Origin of the sequence: Pseudoflavonifractor sp. SW1122 (assembly GCF_012027765.1) — a bacterium.
Lineage (GTDB): Bacteria > Bacillota > Clostridia > Oscillospirales > Oscillospiraceae > Enterenecus > Enterenecus faecium.
The window spans coordinates 1-15,038 of sequence record NZ_SJOS01000061.1 but is presented as its reverse complement, the minus strand read 5'-3'; the positions used below and the strand labels follow the sequence as shown (position 1 = coordinate 15,038).

General features: G+C 62.9%; 12 protein-coding genes. 6 read left to right on the top strand and 6 right to left on the bottom strand.

Features of this window, described 5'->3' with window-relative positions:
* The 6 genes from mutL to E0L15_RS10965 form a co-directional block, all read right to left on the bottom strand.
* Nucleotides 1–1,124, bottom strand: a 1,124-nt coding sequence (gene mutL, locus E0L15_RS10990) for a DNA mismatch repair endonuclease MutL (RefSeq protein WP_168125622.1), incomplete at its 3' end; no start/stop codon positions are given.
* A gap of 12 nt (nt 1,125–1,136) precedes the next feature.
* Entirely contained in the window at nt 1,137–1,571 is a 435-nt protein-coding gene (gene dtd, locus E0L15_RS10985; protein ID WP_168125621.1) for a D-aminoacyl-tRNA deacylase, read from the bottom strand.
* A 145-nt stretch (nt 1,572–1,716) separates the two neighbouring features.
* Entirely contained in the window at nt 1,717–2,274 is a 558-nt protein-coding gene (locus E0L15_RS10980; protein ID WP_168125620.1) for a hypothetical protein, read from the bottom strand.
* A 38-nt stretch (nt 2,275–2,312) separates the two neighbouring features.
* Nucleotides 2,313–2,759: a hypothetical protein gene (locus E0L15_RS10975; RefSeq protein ID WP_168125619.1), complete on the bottom strand. Its 447-nt coding sequence runs from the start codon at nt 2,757–2,759 to the stop codon at nt 2,313–2,315.
* 33 nt (nt 2,760–2,792) lie between these two features.
* Nucleotides 2,793–3,521, bottom strand: coding sequence for a hypothetical protein (locus tag E0L15_RS10970; protein ID WP_168125618.1), 729 nt, complete (start codon nt 3,519–3,521; stop codon nt 2,793–2,795).
* A 54-nt stretch (nt 3,522–3,575) separates the two neighbouring features.
* Nucleotides 3,576–4,058, bottom strand: a complete 483-nt coding sequence (locus tag E0L15_RS10965) for a sigma-70 family RNA polymerase sigma factor (protein ID WP_168125617.1) — start codon at nt 4,056–4,058, stop codon at nt 3,576–3,578.
* Nucleotides 4,059–4,402: 344 nt separating this feature from the next.
* Here E0L15_RS10965 and E0L15_RS10960 point away from each other — a divergent pair, with 344 nt between their 5' ends.
* The 6 genes from E0L15_RS10960 to E0L15_RS10935 all read left to right on the top strand — a co-directional run.
* Nucleotides 4,403–4,717, top strand: a complete 315-nt coding sequence (locus E0L15_RS10960; RefSeq protein ID WP_087370138.1) for a cell division protein ZapA — start codon at nt 4,403–4,405, stop codon at nt 4,715–4,717.
* A gap of 27 nt (nt 4,718–4,744) precedes the next feature.
* Entirely contained in the window at nt 4,745–6,823 is a 2,079-nt protein-coding gene (locus E0L15_RS10955) for a U32 family peptidase (RefSeq protein ID WP_168125616.1), read from the top strand.
* 22 nt (nt 6,824–6,845) lie between these two features.
* On the top strand, nt 6,846–7,433 hold the full coding sequence (locus tag E0L15_RS10950; RefSeq protein ID WP_168125615.1) for a Maf family protein: 588 nt from the start codon (nt 6,846–6,848) through the stop codon (nt 7,431–7,433).
* A gap of 14 nt (nt 7,434–7,447) precedes the next feature.
* Nucleotides 7,448–8,278 (top strand): rod shape-determining protein MreC, encoded by an 831-nt coding sequence (gene mreC / locus E0L15_RS10945; protein WP_168125614.1) that lies wholly within the window; start codon nt 7,448–7,450, stop codon nt 8,276–8,278.
* A 686-nt stretch (nt 8,279–8,964) separates the two neighbouring features.
* Nucleotides 8,965–11,589 carry a DNA mismatch repair protein MutS gene (gene mutS / locus E0L15_RS10940; protein WP_168125613.1) on the top strand — a complete coding sequence of 875 codons (2,625 nt, stop codon included), beginning with the start codon at nt 8,965–8,967 and terminating at the stop codon, nt 11,587–11,589.
* A 149-nt stretch (nt 11,590–11,738) separates the two neighbouring features.
* The coding region (locus E0L15_RS10935; protein ID WP_168125612.1) for a choice-of-anchor I family protein at nt 11,739–15,038 on the top strand (3,300 nt) is incomplete at its 3' end.

The window sequence follows — 15,038 nt, the reverse complement described above, 5'->3', positions numbered from 1 at the left end:
AGGAGCCGGCCCGCCGGGGGCGTCGTGACTGTCCCATGAGATGCGGTGACCGCCGTGAAGTCGTGGAGGCTGGTCTGGTTGGGGGTCACGGTGTCCTGGCGAGGCAGCACCGACTTCACCACCGCCTGGGGGCGGCTCTGGTCCCCGTTTAACGCGGCCAGCACCCCGTGGTACACGGTGGAAAACACCTGCTGCTCGTTTTGGAACTTCACCTCGGTCTTGGTGGGGTGGACGTTCACGTCCACGGTATTGGGCCGCACGGTGAGGTGGAGCACACAGCCCGGGAACTTGCCCACCATCTTCTGGTTGCGGTAGGCCTCCTCCAAGGCCGCCATCATCACCCGGCTTTTGATGTACCGTCCGTTGACGAAAAAGTGCTGATAGCTGCGGCTGCCCCGGCAACAGGTGGGCAGGGAGACAAAGCCGGAGATCTCCATGTGCTCCCCGGACCCCTTCACCGGCAAAAAGCCCAGGGCCAAATCCCGGCCCAGCACGGCGTAAATGGCACTTTTCAGCTGTCCATCTCCGGGGGTGAGCAGTTCCTGCTTGCCGTCCCGGATGAACTTCACCGACAGCTCCGGGTGGGACAGGGCCAGCCGCTGCACCACAGCGAACACCGCCGCACCCTCGGCGGAGTCTTTCTTCATGAATTTCAGCCGGGCAGGGGTGTTAAAAAACAGGTCCCGCACCAGCATGGTGGTACCCTTGGGGCATCCCGCCTCCTCCTGTTCCATCACCTGGCCCCCTTCCAGAGACAAGGCGGTGCCCAGCCCCTGGCCCTGGTTGGTGAGCAATTCCACCCGGGACACCGCCGCAATGGCGGCCAGAGCTTCCCCTCGGAAGCCCAGGGTGCCGATGGCCTCCAGGTCATACTCCGAGGAGATCTTGGAGGTGGCGTGGCGGAGAAAGGCGGTCTGGCACTGGTCAGGGGCGATGCCGCAGCCGTCGTCGGTGACGCGGATGAGGGCCATACCCCCGTGGGCGATCTCCACAGTGATGGCGCCCGCTCCGGCGTCAATGGCGTTTTCCATCAGCTCTTTCACCACCGAGGCGGGTCGCTCCACCACCTCACCGGCGGCGATGAGGTCCGCCACATGGGGGTCAAGTTGTCGAATGGTGGGCATACACTCCCCTCCTTACAGCTCCAGCAGGATGGTGACCGGGCCGTCATTTTGGGAGAACACCTGCATGTCCGCCCCAAATTCCCCGTGCTCCACGGTAAAGCCCCGCTCCCGGCACTGGTCCATGAACCGCTCATAGAGGGGGATGGCCAGGTCGGGCTTGGCGGCCCCGGAGAAGCCGGGGCGGCGGGAGGAGGTGTCGGCGTAGAGGGTGAACTGGCTGACCACCAGCAGAGCGCCCCCCACCGTCTCCAAATTTCGGTTCATTTTCCCGGCCTCGTCCTCGAAAATCCGCAGGCCGCACACTTTATCCGCCATTTTGTCCGCCGTGGCCTGGGTGTCGTCGGGGCCGACGCCCAACAGCACCAACAGGCCCTGGTCAATGGCTCCGTTTACCGCCCCGTCGATTTCCACCCGGGCGTTTTTCACTCTGGTCACCACTGCTTTCATGTGGGTTTCCTCCTTGTGGGTCTATGATTTTCCCCAGTATACCACAGGTTCCAGAGAAATGCTATGCTGGGCCGGGGCCCGGCATGCAGGCAAACGGGGCTGCCGCATCCCGAAGATGCAGCAACCCCGTTAGGCATTCACGCTCTCATTGGGCAGAGCGGTAGCTGTAGAGCAGGTAGTCCTCTTGTTCCGGCTCATCGGACCAGATCCGATGCCAACGCAGCCACACCTGGGTCACGCCGTCCTCCTCCACTCGTTCGCACTTCATCTTGTACTTTGTGCCCGGGTTCAGGGAGTACTGCCCCTGCACCACATAGGTGTCCAGGGCCACCAGTTTCTCAGCGAGGCTGCGCTGCAACACCAGCAGCACCGGGCCCTCTTCCTCGGTGTCCTTGGACAGGATGAGAAGCCGTTTCCCCGTCTCTTTGGTGGGGTCCAGAAACTCCGAAACCTCCTGGAGCTCTTCGGGCTGGATTTGGGTGACGTCCCGATATCCCCGCTCCTCCAGCTGCTCCATGGTGGCGTCCCGGGGCAGGGTCTCCCCCAGTTCCTCCCAGAGATCGCCCAGCTCACCACTGGGCCAAACGGGGTGGGTCTCCCGGTAGTGGATGTAGCCACGGTAGCCGAAGATGCCCACCACCACCAGGGCAAAGACCACAAGGACCGCCACATATCCACGCATAGGTTTGTTCTCGCTCTTCATACTCCTTCACCTCCACAATCATGTGTCCTAGTCCGTTCTTACCAGCCTTCCCACTCCAGGGTCCAATTGCCCACAAAGGTAGGAATATCGGAAAATTTGGAGGCATAGGTGAGAGAACCATCCTCAGAGGTGTAATATACCCCATCTTTCACCAGGAGAATGTCTCCGCTTTCCCCTGCATTTCCCTCCAAATGGTACTGATTCCCCCCGGACGCCTCATAGGTGCCCTCCTCCAGCAGGCCCTCCTTCTGGTTGTATTTGCAGTAATTCCCATTTTTGTCAAACACAATATACGAACGCCAATAGGCATTGGTGGAATAAGAGCCCGCCAAGCTCAGCTCCCGGCTGGCATTCCACCGGTCCAGCTGGACCAGGTTGATGCAGCAGGAAACACAAAACGCCACCACCAGTCCCCAAAAGGCCAGGCGACAGACGGGGACCTCCTTCATCAGTACCTGTTCGATGGCAGTCATTCTCTTTTTCATGGTCTCACGTCCCTTCTCTTCCATGTGGAAACCTTACGCCAACATGGATTCCGCCATTCTCACTAAAACCTCCGGTTCGGGGCCTTCCAGGCAGCAGGCCACCTGCCCGCTGTGCCACGTCACGGTCACGCCATCCGAATGTTCCAGGATGTACACGGTCTGTCCGTACATCTCGGTGCGCTCCACGGTTCCTTCCACGGTTTCCAGGGCCGCTTGGGAGATATCTGCATTGGAAATCTCCAAAACCATGGTGTTTCCCTGGTATTCATAGGTGGTATTCAGCTGATAGTACACCTGATCCAGGGTATAAATCCGCTCCGTGGTCTGGCTCTGGCACCCCCGGGGCAGCCAGGTGGGGGCTTTCACCTGGGTGACGCCGTAGGTGTCCAGAACGCCCTGTAAGGGATCGTCCCCCACCCATCCGGCGGCCCGGGCGGTGAGCATCCCCACAAACGCCAAAACCAGCGCTGCGGCGGTGGCCCCCAGGCCACGGGGCAGCCGCTTCCACCACAGTACTTTTTCGGTGTGTACAGGGGCTTGGGGCTCCTCTTCTGGGTGGAGATAGTCCCGCTGAAAGCGGCTCCAGGCCGCCGCCGTCTCCGCTTGAATCTCCTCCGGCGTCTTCTCCCGGTGGACAATCAGCTCCAGCATGTACAAAATATCCTCGGTGGGGTATTCCTCCACCCCTTGGGAATCCAGGCGCAGAATTTCTTTGAGTTCTTCGCTGCCCATCCGGGCCAGCTCGTCCCGGGACTTTCGCATACCTGGCTCCTCCTTTCACTTGGTATATGTCAAATTTCCTTGTTTGGGGGACACCTATTCCTGCTGTTGTTCAAAATATTTTTTCAGCTTTTTTCTGGCCCGCTGCAACTGCTTTTTGCAGGCCTCCCGGGAGATACCCCTGGCCCTGGCCAGCTCATCCACACTCTGGTGTTCCAAGGCGTACTCTTTCATCAGTTCATACGCCCCTTGGCCCACCAAATCCCCGTAGATGGTGTCCAAATTCTCCTCATCGGTGGCTGCCACCTCTCCGGCTTCCTCCGCCGCCTGGGCCGCCCACCGGGCCCGGTCCCGGCTCCTGCGGGTGGCCTGGATGACGTGTTTCAGGGTCTCCATCATCCAGCCCTGGGGGTTGGGGCTGGCCATGAGCACATCGATTCTGCGCCAGGCGGTGGCAAAGGCCTCCTGCACCGCCTCCTCCGCCAGCAGGGCGTCCCCCTCCAGGGCATATTGGGCGTAGCGCAGCAGGGGGGCATACATGCTCCGGTACAGCTGCTCTAGAAATTCCTCTCGGCCCATGGTCTCCCCCCTTTTCCCTCTTCTTGATGCTACCATACCGCAAAATCTCCCAGCCCGCAAGGCCTCCTTTGGCGTCACCCAACTCACAAGAAAAAACGGGAAAAACTCTGGACATCTGGGAGTTTTTTCATTCCTTTTTTTCCACCGTTGTGGTATAATAACCGCAAAACGGTTATTATACCAAGATTCCTATTGCCGTTTTTCTCGCCCCTAACGGGGCAACCGAAAAGACATGGCATGATACCATTCCAGCTTCGCTGTCATGGTATCGTAGCTATGCTGTAAAAATGTCAGCAGGCATTCTGCTGTGTACTTGGAAATGATAAAATCGAGGAGGAATTTCCATGCAAAATCGTGTCACTGTCACCGTAGCCGGACACAACTATACGCTTTTGGCGGAAGAGGGCGAGGACTACGTACGCCGCGTGGCGGACTTCGTCAACGAGCAGATGCGCCAGACCCAGGAGGGCACCGAAATCAGCCAGCTGGACTGCGCCCTGCTCACCTGTCTGAACATCGCCGACCAGTATGCCAAGGACAAGGTGTCCAGCGCCAACCTGCGCCAGCAGATCAAGGACCTGCTGGAGGAGAACGCCCAGCTGAAGCTGGAACTGCACCAGGCCAAGCATCCCCGCCAGGATAAGAACGTCAAGAAGTAAGGAAAACCCCTTATACGGAGGAATACGATGGAGATATTATCCCCTGCCGGCAGTCCCGAGGCCGTCCGTGCGGCGGTCTACGCCGGGGCGGATGCCGTGTATCTGGGCTACGGCCCCTTCAACGCCCGCCGCAACGCCCGCAACTTCAACCGGGAGGAGCTGGAGGAGGCCATCCACCTGTGCCACCTCTACGGGGTGAAGGTGTACCTCACCCTCAACACCCTGGCCTCCGACCGGGAAGTGGCTCAGGCCGCCCAGGTGGCGGTGGAGGCCTCCAGTCTGGGCGTGGACGCCATTCTGGTGCAGGACATGGGCCTTCTCCAGGTGGTGGGTCAGGTGGCCCCCGACGTGCACCTCCACGCCTCCACCCAGATGACCATTCACAACCTGGACGGCGTAAAACGCTGCGCGGATTTGGGGCTCACCCGGGCGGTGCTGTCCCGGGAGCTGTCCGCCAAGGAGATCTCCTACATCTGCGCCCACTCCCCCATTGAGATTGAGACCTTTGTCCACGGCGCTCTGTGCATGTGCTACTCGGGACAGTGTTTCTTCTCCTCGGTGCTGGGTGGCCGCAGCGGCAACCGTGGTTTGTGCGCCCAGCCCTGCCGCCTCAGCTACGGCTGGAAGGGCAGGGCAGACCGCTATCCCCTGTCCCTCAAGGACATGTCCCTGGCCGGACACCTAAACCAGCTCCAGGACATGGGGGTGGCCTGCGCCAAAATCGAGGGCCGGATGAAGCGGCCGGAATATGTATGGGTGGTCACCAAGGTGTACGCCGACGCCCTGCGGGAGGGCCGGGAGCCCACTGCGGAAGAGGTGGCCCAGCTCACCGCCGCCTTCTCCCGCCAGGGCTTCACCGACGGGTACTTTATGGGGGACAAGGGCGCCCACATGTTCGGCGTGCGGGAGCAGCAGCCGGAACCCAAGGAGTTGTTTGCCGCCGCTCGGGCGGGGTATGATAAGCCCACCCAGCTGGTCCCCGTGACCCTGAATGCCTCCATCCAGGCGGACGCCCCCGCCTCCCTCACCCTCACCGATGAGGACGGCCACACCGTCACCGTCACCGGGCCCGCCCCGGAGGCCGCCCGCACTCGTGCCCTGGAGGCAGAGGATGTGGCGGCCCAGCTGTCCAAGACCGGAGGCACCCCGTACCGCATTGATCAGTACCAGGTGGAGGTGGAAACAGGTCTGTCCCTGCCTCGCTCCGCCCTCAACGCCCTGCGCCGGGACGCGGTGGAGCAGCTCTCGGCACAGCGGACGGCGCTGCCCCAACGGCGGCACTTCCCCTATGAGCCCCTGCCCAAGGTGGCAAACTCCACGGAAGTTCCCGCCCTCTATGTCACCCTCCACAGCGCCCAGCAGTGCTCGGAGGCTCTGCTGGAGGCCCAGCCCGCCCGCATCGCCTTACCCGTAAACGAGGCCGCCCACCACCCCCAAGTGGTGGCGGATATCCTCGCCCACGGCATTCAGGCGGCGGTGGTACTCCCCCGCATCTGCTGGGACGGAGAGTTGGACACCCTAAACCAGCAGCTCACCGTGTGCAAAGAGCTGGGTATTTCCCATGCCCTGGTGGGCAACCTGGGATTGCTGGACGTGGCCCGGGATTTGGGCTTCACCCTCCACGGAGACTACGGCCTCCAGGTGTTCAACAGCCACGGGGTGGAGGAATACCGCTCCCTGGGCCTTGCCTCTCTCACCGCATCCTTTGAGCTGAAGCTGGCCCAGATTCGGGACCTGTCCAAGACCCTGCCCGTGGAGCTGCTGGCCTATGGCCGCCTGCCCCTGATGATTACCGAGAACTGCGCCATGAAGGCGGGGGCGGGCCAGTGCTGCTGCGGCAACGGCAACACCCTCACCGACCGCCGAGGGGTGGGCTTCCCGGTCCTCAAGGCCTGGGGCTGCCGCAACGAGATTTTCAACGCCGACACCCTCTTTTTGGCGGACAAGTCCGGGGACTATCTCCGGGTCGGGGTGTCCGGGCTGCAACTGCTGTTTACCACCGAGGACGCCCGCACCGTGGTGGACATGGTGCGGCGTTATCAGGGCGTGGGGGACGCTGCCCCCGCGTCCTACACCCGAGGTCTCTACTACAGAGACGTGGAATAATTGTTAGGAGGAACCATTCAACATGGATATCATCTTGGCATCCCAGTCCCCCCGGCGGAAAGAGCTGCTGGGCCAGATGGGGCTGCGGGGCTTTAAAATCACCTCCCCCGAGGTGGACGAGACGGTGGAGGAGCACATGCCCCCCGCCCAGGTGGTGGAGGAGCTGTCCCGGCGCAAGGCCCTGGCCGTGGCCGGGCACGCCGACCCCGACGACCTCATCATCGCCGCCGACACGGTGGTGGCTCTGGAGGGGGCGGTGCTGGGCAAGCCCGCCGACCAGAGGGAGGCCTTTGCCATGCTCACCGCCCTCAGCGGCAACCGCCACTACGTCTACACCGGACTCACCGTCATCCAGGGAGACCAGGTGGTGACCCAGCACGAGTGCACCACCGTCACCTTCCGGGAGCTGGAGCCGGAGGAGATCTCCCACTACATCGCCACCGGCGAGCCCATGGACAAGGCTGGGGCCTACGGCATCCAGGGCCTGGGCGCCATGCTGGTGTCCGGCATTGAAGGAGACTATTTCAACGTGGTGGGCCTGCCCATCTTCCGGCTGAGCCGGATTCTGGCGGGCTTCGGTCTGGACCTGTTCCAGATGGCCGACCACTGAGGACAGGAGATACTATGAAGGGATTTTTCCGGAACAACGGAGGGCTTTTGGTGGTGGCGGCGGTGTTGCTGGCCGCTCTGCTGGCCATTCTCTCCGCCATCACCGGGGCCAACCCCATCACCAACGCCCTCCAGGTCATTACCCGCCCGGTGGGGTCGCTGACCTCCGGCATCTCTAACTGGTTCCAGGGGCAGCACGACCGCCTCACCGGATATGACCAGCTGCTGGAGGAAAATGAGCGGCTGAAAGAGCAGCTGGCCGAACTGGAGGAGCAGGTGCGAGAGGGGCAGGACGCCCTGCGGGAAAATGAGCGGCTGCAATCCCTGCTGGGGGTGGCCCAGGAGCACCCGGACTGGACCTACGCCTCCGCCACCGTCATCCAGCGTTCCACCACCAACTGGGCCAACCAGATCACCATCAGCGTGGGCAGCGGCCAGGAGGTGGAGGCGGGCGACTGCGTCATCGACCAATACGGCAATCTGGTGGGCGTGGTGAAGGAAGTGGGCACCAACTGGGCTCTGGTGGACACCCTGCTGGACCCCGGCATGGAGCTGGGGGTGCGGGTGGCCCGCACCGACGACAGTGCCATGGCCCAGGGGGATTTTACTCTCATGGGCGAAGGCAAGCTGCGCATGACCTATATCCCCCAGGACGCCCAGCTCATCAGCGGCGACCAGGTGACCACCTCGGGGCTGGGGGGCAAGTACCCCGGCGGCCTGCTGGTGGGCCAGGTGGAGAGCATCGAGACAGAGGCCGACGGCATCAGCCGCTCGGCGATGCTGCGTCCCAGTGCGGATGTGGAAAACATCCGATATGTATATGTAATCACCAATTTCGAGGGGTAAGTCTCCCCTCTAGGGACTTTCCTCTTCTCATATTTCTCAGACGCAAATTTGCGCCCCCGGCAGGGACGCTCCGCTGGGGTCCATTTTGAGTGGCCAAAATGGACGAAAAGCCACTTAGGGCGTTCCCCCTAAGGACCTCCCTTTGGGTACGAGGCTGGACCTGCGTCAAGCTGTTGTTCGGCCCGTGACCCTTGCCGTGGCCCCTATTTGTGCCACCACACCAGGCCACCCTGGGTAGCTGGCCCTACAGCTGGGCGGTTTCCATACCCGGGCCTACCTTGGAAAAGCAGCGTTCCCGCCGCCGAAAGTTTCTGCCGCACTATCCTGTTGCGCTGTGGTAGGGGCCGTGGCTTGCCCGGCCCGTGGCTACCCTGGCATTGCCCTGGGAAATTCGGGAGGGGCAAGCCCCTCCCCTACGCCCATCAATCCAAGAAATGCGGCAATTTTCAAGGTCTTTTTGTGTCCAGCCCTTCCAGAACTGCATTGACACGCCCACCCAGTACCGCGGGGTGGATTCCACAAGGCGGGGGAAGGCCCCGCCTTTGGCGATTCTTTCCCCGATTTCTCATCGCTGAGAAATCGGGCCCAGCGGAGCGCGTCCCTAGGCTGGCAAGCCTGAGACGGGGAACGTATCAAGATACCTGGCTGATTGCCCCGCAACAACAAATAGAAAGGTCGTGCACTCCATGGCGGAACTCACCCCCATGATGAAACAATATATCAAAATGAAGCAGGACAATCCCGATTGCCTGCTTTTCTTCCGGTTGGGGGACTTTTACGAGATGTTCCAGGACGACGCCAAGATCGGCGCCCAGGAGCTGGGCCTCACCCTCACCACCCGGGACCGCAACAAGCCGGAGGAGGAGCGCACCCCCATGTGCGGGGTGCCCTACCACTCCGCCCAGAACTACATCGCCCGGCTTATCAAGCGGGGCTATAAGGTGGCCATCTGCGAGCAGATGGAGGACCCCGCCACCGCCAAGGGCCTGGTGGAACGGGACATCGTGCGCATCGTCACCCCCGGCACCGCCATGGACGACGTGATGCTGGACGAGAACAACAACAACTACATCTGCTGCGTGTACCTGGATGGGGACCGGGCGGGTATGGCGGTGTGCGACGTGTCCACCGGACAATTCCACACCACCCCCTTCTCCGGCACCGACTGGCTGCCCCATCTGTGCAACCAGCTCTCCGCCTGTCCCCCCAGCGAGGCCATTCTCTCCCCCCAGGCCGCCGCACAGCGGGAACTGGTGGAGTTCTTGCGCCAGCGGCTGGACTGCCTGTGCCAGACAGGAACGGAGGAGCAGTTTGACCCCCAGGCCGCCGGGTCCGCCCTGGAGGTGTGCGGGCTGTGGGAGACGGGGGCTCCGCTGCCGGAGCAAGACCTGGCCTGTTACCAGGCCGCAGGGGCTCTGGCCGGATACCTGACCCAGACCCAGAAGACCGACCTCACCCACCTGGGCCCCCTGGTGGTGGAGCAGCCCGACCAGCGGCTGTACATGGAGCTGGACCTCACCGCCCGGCGCAACCTGGAGCTCACCGAGACCATGCGCAGCAAGGACAAGAAGGGCTCCCTGCTGTGGGTGCTGGACCGCACCCGCACCCCCATGGGCCACCGGATGATTCGCGCCTGGCTGGAGCGGCCCCTGCGCTCCCCCCTGGCCATCACCCGCCGTCAGGACGGGGTGGCCGCCCTGGTGGACAACCTGGTGGCCCGGGAGGAGCTGGGCCACGCCCTGCGCCAGGTGCCCGATCTGGAGCGGCTCATCGGCAAGGTGGGCTACGGCTCCGCCAATGCTCGGGACATGAAGGCCCTGGCCCAGGGCCTGGGGATGCTCCCCGCCCTGGCCGCCCAGCTGGAGGCCCTGACGGGCCGGGCCATGGAGGGCATCAAGGACGGCATGCTGGGCCTGGAGGACCTGCAACAGGCCATTGATGGGGCCATCCGGGACGAGGACGACGACCACCGACTCCCCTTCACCATCCGCGAGGGCGACTTCATCCGCCCCGGCTACGACGAGCAGGTGGACCACCTGCGGGACATCCTCACCAACGGGGCGGATATGGTGATTGCTCTGGAGAGCCGGGAAAAGGAGCGCACCGGCATCAAGAGCCTGAAGGTGCGCTATAATAAGGTGTTCGGCTACTACATCGAGGTGTCCAAGTCCAACTACGACCTGGTGCCCGAGGACTACATCCGCAAGCAAACCCTGGTCAACTGCGAGCGGTTCATCACCCCCGAGCTCAAGGACCTGGAGCACGAGATTCTCTCCGCCCAGACCCGCATCACCGCCCTGGAGTACCAGCTGTTCTGCCAGCTGCGGGACACGGTGTCCGCCCGGGTGCGGGAGGTGCAGCGGGCCGCGGGCAGCGTGGCCCAGCTGGACGTGCTTCTCTCCTTTGCCACGGTGGCAGTGGAGCGAAACTACTGCCGCCCGGTGGTGGACGAGAGCGGGGTCATTGACATCCAGGAGGGCCGCCACCCGGTGGTGGAGCACACCCTGAAAGACACCCTCTTCGTGCCCAACGACACCCACATGGACGAAAACGAGCACCGTCTGTCCATCATCACCGGCCCCAATATGGCAGGTAAATCCACCTACATGCGCCAGGTGGCCCTCATTGTGCTCATGGCCCAGATGGGCTGCTATGTCCCCGCCCGCTCCGCCCACATCGGGGTGGTGGACCGGGTGTTCACCCGCATCGGGGCCTCCGACGACCTGGCCGCCGGACAGTCCACCTTCATGGTGGAGATGAGCGAGGTGGCCCAGCTGCTCTCCAACGCCACCCGCCACTCCCTGCTCATTCTGGACGAGATCGGCCGGGGCACCTCCACCTATGACGGCATGTCCATCGCCCGGGCGGTGCTGGAATACTGCGCCGAGGCCAAAAAGCTGGGGGCCAAGACCCTGTTTGCCACCCACTACCATGAGCTCACCGCCGTGGAGCAGGAGCTGGAGGGGATCCACAACTTCCACATCGCGGTGAAAAAGCGGAAGGACGACATTGTCTTCCTGCGCAAAATTATCCCCGGCGGGGCCGACCAGAGCTATGGCATCGAGGTGGCCAAGCTGGCGGGGGTGCCCAATCCCGTCATTGCCCGGGCCCGGGAAATTCTGGCCCAGCTGGAGAGCCAGGGGGCGGTGGCCCCGGTGGGTGCCGTCTCCGCCCCCGCCCAGGAACAGATGACCCTGGGGGATCTCACCGGCGGCGAGGTGCTGGAGACCTTGCGGAACACCGCTGTGGACACCCTCACCCCCATCGAGGCGCTGAACCTGCTCTATCAACTGAAACAAAAGTTATCTTAACGCTGAGAGGCCATGCAGAGTCGTCTGCACGGCCTCTTTTTTGACAATCTCTTTACATGATTCATACCTTTGTCCGATAGCACCATTTGCAGGCTTCCCTTATAATTCCATCTGCGAGAATTGGAATCATTAAGGAGGAAACAACACATATGAAAAAGCGGTACACAAAGCTGGCCAGCGTGGCACTCAGCGCCGCGCTGCTCACGGGGATGTACCCCCTGGCCCTGGCCGCCCAGGAGACCCCCAACACCGCCCTGTGGGGCTCCACCGCAGGCTTTGACGTGGACAGCCTGACCATTCAGCCCGGCGAAACCACTGCATCCATCAACCTCAACTGGTACGCTCCCGACGGCACCAGAGCTGCCCAGATCGCCCTGGGGGATGGCCGGGTGGTGGAGGCCACGGTGTCCGAGCTCACCACCCCCACCAAGGTGGACGAGAGCAAGTACACCGACACGGGCAAGATGGTGTGCAAGGCCACCGTGTCCGGCCTGGAGCCCGGCACCCGCTACGAATACCGCATTTCCAACGACGGGGGCCAGACCTGGTCCCAAGTCTATACCTACACCACCCCCCAGGCGGACAACTTCACCTTCGCCTTCACCAGTGACCCCCAGATCAAAGAGGACCAGTCCCACAACGACGGCGGCTGGAACTCCGCAGACGGCTCCAACCAGACCGGATGGGCCAAGATGATGGAGGTGGTGGGCCAGGCTGGGGCCACCCTGATGGTGTCCGCCGGTGACCAGGTGGAGGACCAGAGCTGGGGCAAGTCCAGCGAGTACGAGGCCTTCTTTGCCCCTGAGGAGATGACCTCCATCGCCTACGCCCCCGCCGTGGGCAACCACGACCGCCACTACATGTTTGCCGACCACTTTAATCTGCCCAACCAGATGGAAGTGGCCCAGGACGGCCTGCTGGGCTCCGACACCCTGCTGGAACAGGTGAAGACCACCTTCCGGGGCCAGAACAGCGGCACCAGCCAGAGCCACGGCAACTACATCCAGGCCACCGCCGAGGAAATCGCCAATCACAGTAGCAGCAACGGTGTCACCCCCAACGCCGACGGTCAGTACGACTTCACCGAGCGCCGGGAGATGGAGACGAAGGGCAACTACTACTATCTCTACAACAATGTGCTCTTTGTCACCCTGAACACCGGCGCCTACCCCGGCGGCAACGACGACCTGGAGGGGGAAAACGGGGACAACGCCAGCGTGCCCAGCGCCACCCGTGACAACTCCGAGGCCGAGGCCATGGTGGAGAACTTCCGCCGCACCCTCACCAGCGCCACCCAGGCGTATGCGGGCCAGTATGACTGGCTCATCGTCACCCACCACAAGTCCACCCAGACCGTGGCCAAGCATGCCGCCGACTCGGACATTGAGAACTATGTGGATGCCGGGTTTGAGACCCTGATGGACGACTTCGACGTGGACTTTGTTCTGGGCGGCCACGACCATGTGTACTCCCGCAGCTATGTCCTCAAGGGCGGACAGCGCAACGCCGAGGCCCTGGATACCTTCTATGACCCCGACGGCACCATCTACCTCACTGGAAACTGTGCCTCTGACATGCAGTACTATACCCCCTTCCAGTCCGTGGACAAGGCCAACAATGTGGACTACCCGGTGCTGGCCAACGGCGAGACCGGCTCTCAGGCCTACCTGGAGGGCAACCTGCCCCTGGGCAACCAGGAGTGGAACCAGGACTACAGCCCCAGCTACGCCCTGTTTGACGTGGAGGGGAACACCATCACCGTGAACGTGTACAACCTCAGCGGGGACAGCGAGACCCCCGACTCCACCCCCATCGACCACTTCACCGTCACCAAGAACACCGACGGCGGCGCACAGACCCAGGGCGAGGAGAACGGCGCTTCCCAGCTGGACGTGACCAAGATCGCCGGATATACCTCCGGGGAGTTCAACGTGGACGGAGGCGTCATGGAGATTGTCTCCTACAACGCCGCCACCGGCTGGGCCTACGCCGTCAACGGCCAGTCCGGCCTGCTCACCGCCATTCCCCTCAAGACCCTGGAGGAGAAGGACACCGTGGACCTGCTGGACGGCAATGACATCGACATCAAGGCCATGGTGGAGGAGACCGACCCCACCTTTGCCTACGGTGACATGACCTCTGTGGCCGTCTCCCCTGACGGCTCCACCCTGGCCGCCGCCCTCCAGGCCGCCGGATATGCCGACGCTGGCCGGGTGGCCCTGTTTACCTGCAACGCCGACGGCTCTCTGACCCTGGCCAAGCTGGTGGAAGTGGGCGTGCAGCCGGACATGGTCACCTTTGCCGATGACAACACCGTTCTCTCCGCCGACGAGGGCGAGCCCCGCATGGGCTACTCCGCCGACGCAATCGACCCCAAGGGCTCTGTGTCCGTGGTGGATGTGGCCACCGGCACCGCCCAGGTGGTCACCTTTGACACCTTCGATGCCCAGCGCTCCCAGCTCACCGCCAACCACATCATCTTAAAGCAGGGCTCCAACCCCTCCACCGACCTGGAGCCGGAGTACATCGCCGTGTCCGGCGGCAAGGCCTATGTGACCTTGCAGGAGGCCAACGCCATCGCCGTGCTGGACCTCACCACCCGCACCTTCACCGGCATCTACTCCTGCGGCTTTGAGGACTACTCCGTCACCCCCGTGGACCTGGACAAGGGGGACGAGGCCTACAATCCCCAGACCTATGAGAATGTGCTGGGCATCCGCATGCCCGACGGCATCGCCGCCTATGAGGTGGACGGGGTGACCTACCTGGTGTGCGCCAATGAGGGCGACAGCCGGGAGTGGGGGGACTACCTCAACGAAAACGAGGCCAAGAAGGGCACCGCCTCCCCCGCTGGCAACATCGCCGAGGGTGAAATCAGCGGAAAAGTGGTGTACTTCGGCGAGGAGAGCAAAACCGAGAGCGCCAAGGGCTATGACGGCCTGGATTCCTCCAAAGACTACCTGTTCGGTGGCCGCTCCTTCACCCTCTACGCCGTGACCGAGGACGGCATCCAAGAAGTGTTCACCAGCGGGGACGACTTTGAGTCCCTCACCGCCCGCTACTTCCCCGACTACTTCAACACCTCCAACGACAACGCCGCCCTGGACGACCGCTCCGGCAAGAAGGGCCCCGAGGCGGAGAGCGTCACCGTGGGCGTGGTGGATGGCAAGACCTACGCCTTTGTGGCTCTGGAGCGCACCGGCGGCGTGATGGTGTACGACGTCACCGACCCCAGCGCCGTGACCTACGTCAACTATGTCAACTCCCGGGACTTCGGCTCCATCGTCCCCGGCTCTGAGGTGTACGAGGACGGAGAGCTGGACAAGTGGGTCACCGGCGGCGACGTGGCCCCCGAGGGCCTGGCCTTCCTCACCGCCCAGCAGAGCCCCACGGGGCAGCCCATACTGCTGGCCGCCTGTGAGGTGTCCGGCACCGTGGCGGTGTACGAG

Bases quoted from the DNA above. Each gene is read 5' to 3' on its own strand.
- dtd (WP_168125621.1), bottom strand. From the start codon at position 1,571: ATGAAAGCAGTGGTGACCAGAGTGAAAAACGCCCGGGTGGAAATCGAC.
- E0L15_RS10980 (WP_168125620.1), bottom strand. From the start codon at position 2,274: ATGAAGAGCGAGAACAAACCTATGCGTGGATATGTGGCGGTCCTTGTG.
- E0L15_RS10975 (WP_168125619.1), bottom strand. From the start codon at position 2,759: ATGAAAAAGAGAATGACTGCCATCGAACAGGTACTGATGAAGGAGGTC.
- E0L15_RS10970 (WP_168125618.1), bottom strand. From the start codon at position 3,521: ATGCGAAAGTCCCGGGACGAGCTGGCCCGGATGGGCAGCGAAGAACTC.
- E0L15_RS10965 (WP_168125617.1), bottom strand. From the start codon at position 4,058: ATGGGCCGAGAGGAATTTCTAGAGCAGCTGTACCGGAGCATGTATGCC.
- E0L15_RS10960 (WP_087370138.1), top strand. From the start codon at position 4,403: ATGCAAAATCGTGTCACTGTCACCGTAGCCGGACACAACTATACGCTT.
- E0L15_RS10955 (WP_168125616.1), top strand. From the start codon at position 4,745: ATGGAGATATTATCCCCTGCCGGCAGTCCCGAGGCCGTCCGTGCGGCG.
- E0L15_RS10950 (WP_168125615.1), top strand. From the start codon at position 6,846: ATGGATATCATCTTGGCATCCCAGTCCCCCCGGCGGAAAGAGCTGCTG.
- mreC (WP_168125614.1), top strand. From the start codon at position 7,448: ATGAAGGGATTTTTCCGGAACAACGGAGGGCTTTTGGTGGTGGCGGCG.
- mutS (WP_168125613.1), top strand. From the start codon at position 8,965: ATGGCGGAACTCACCCCCATGATGAAACAATATATCAAAATGAAGCAG.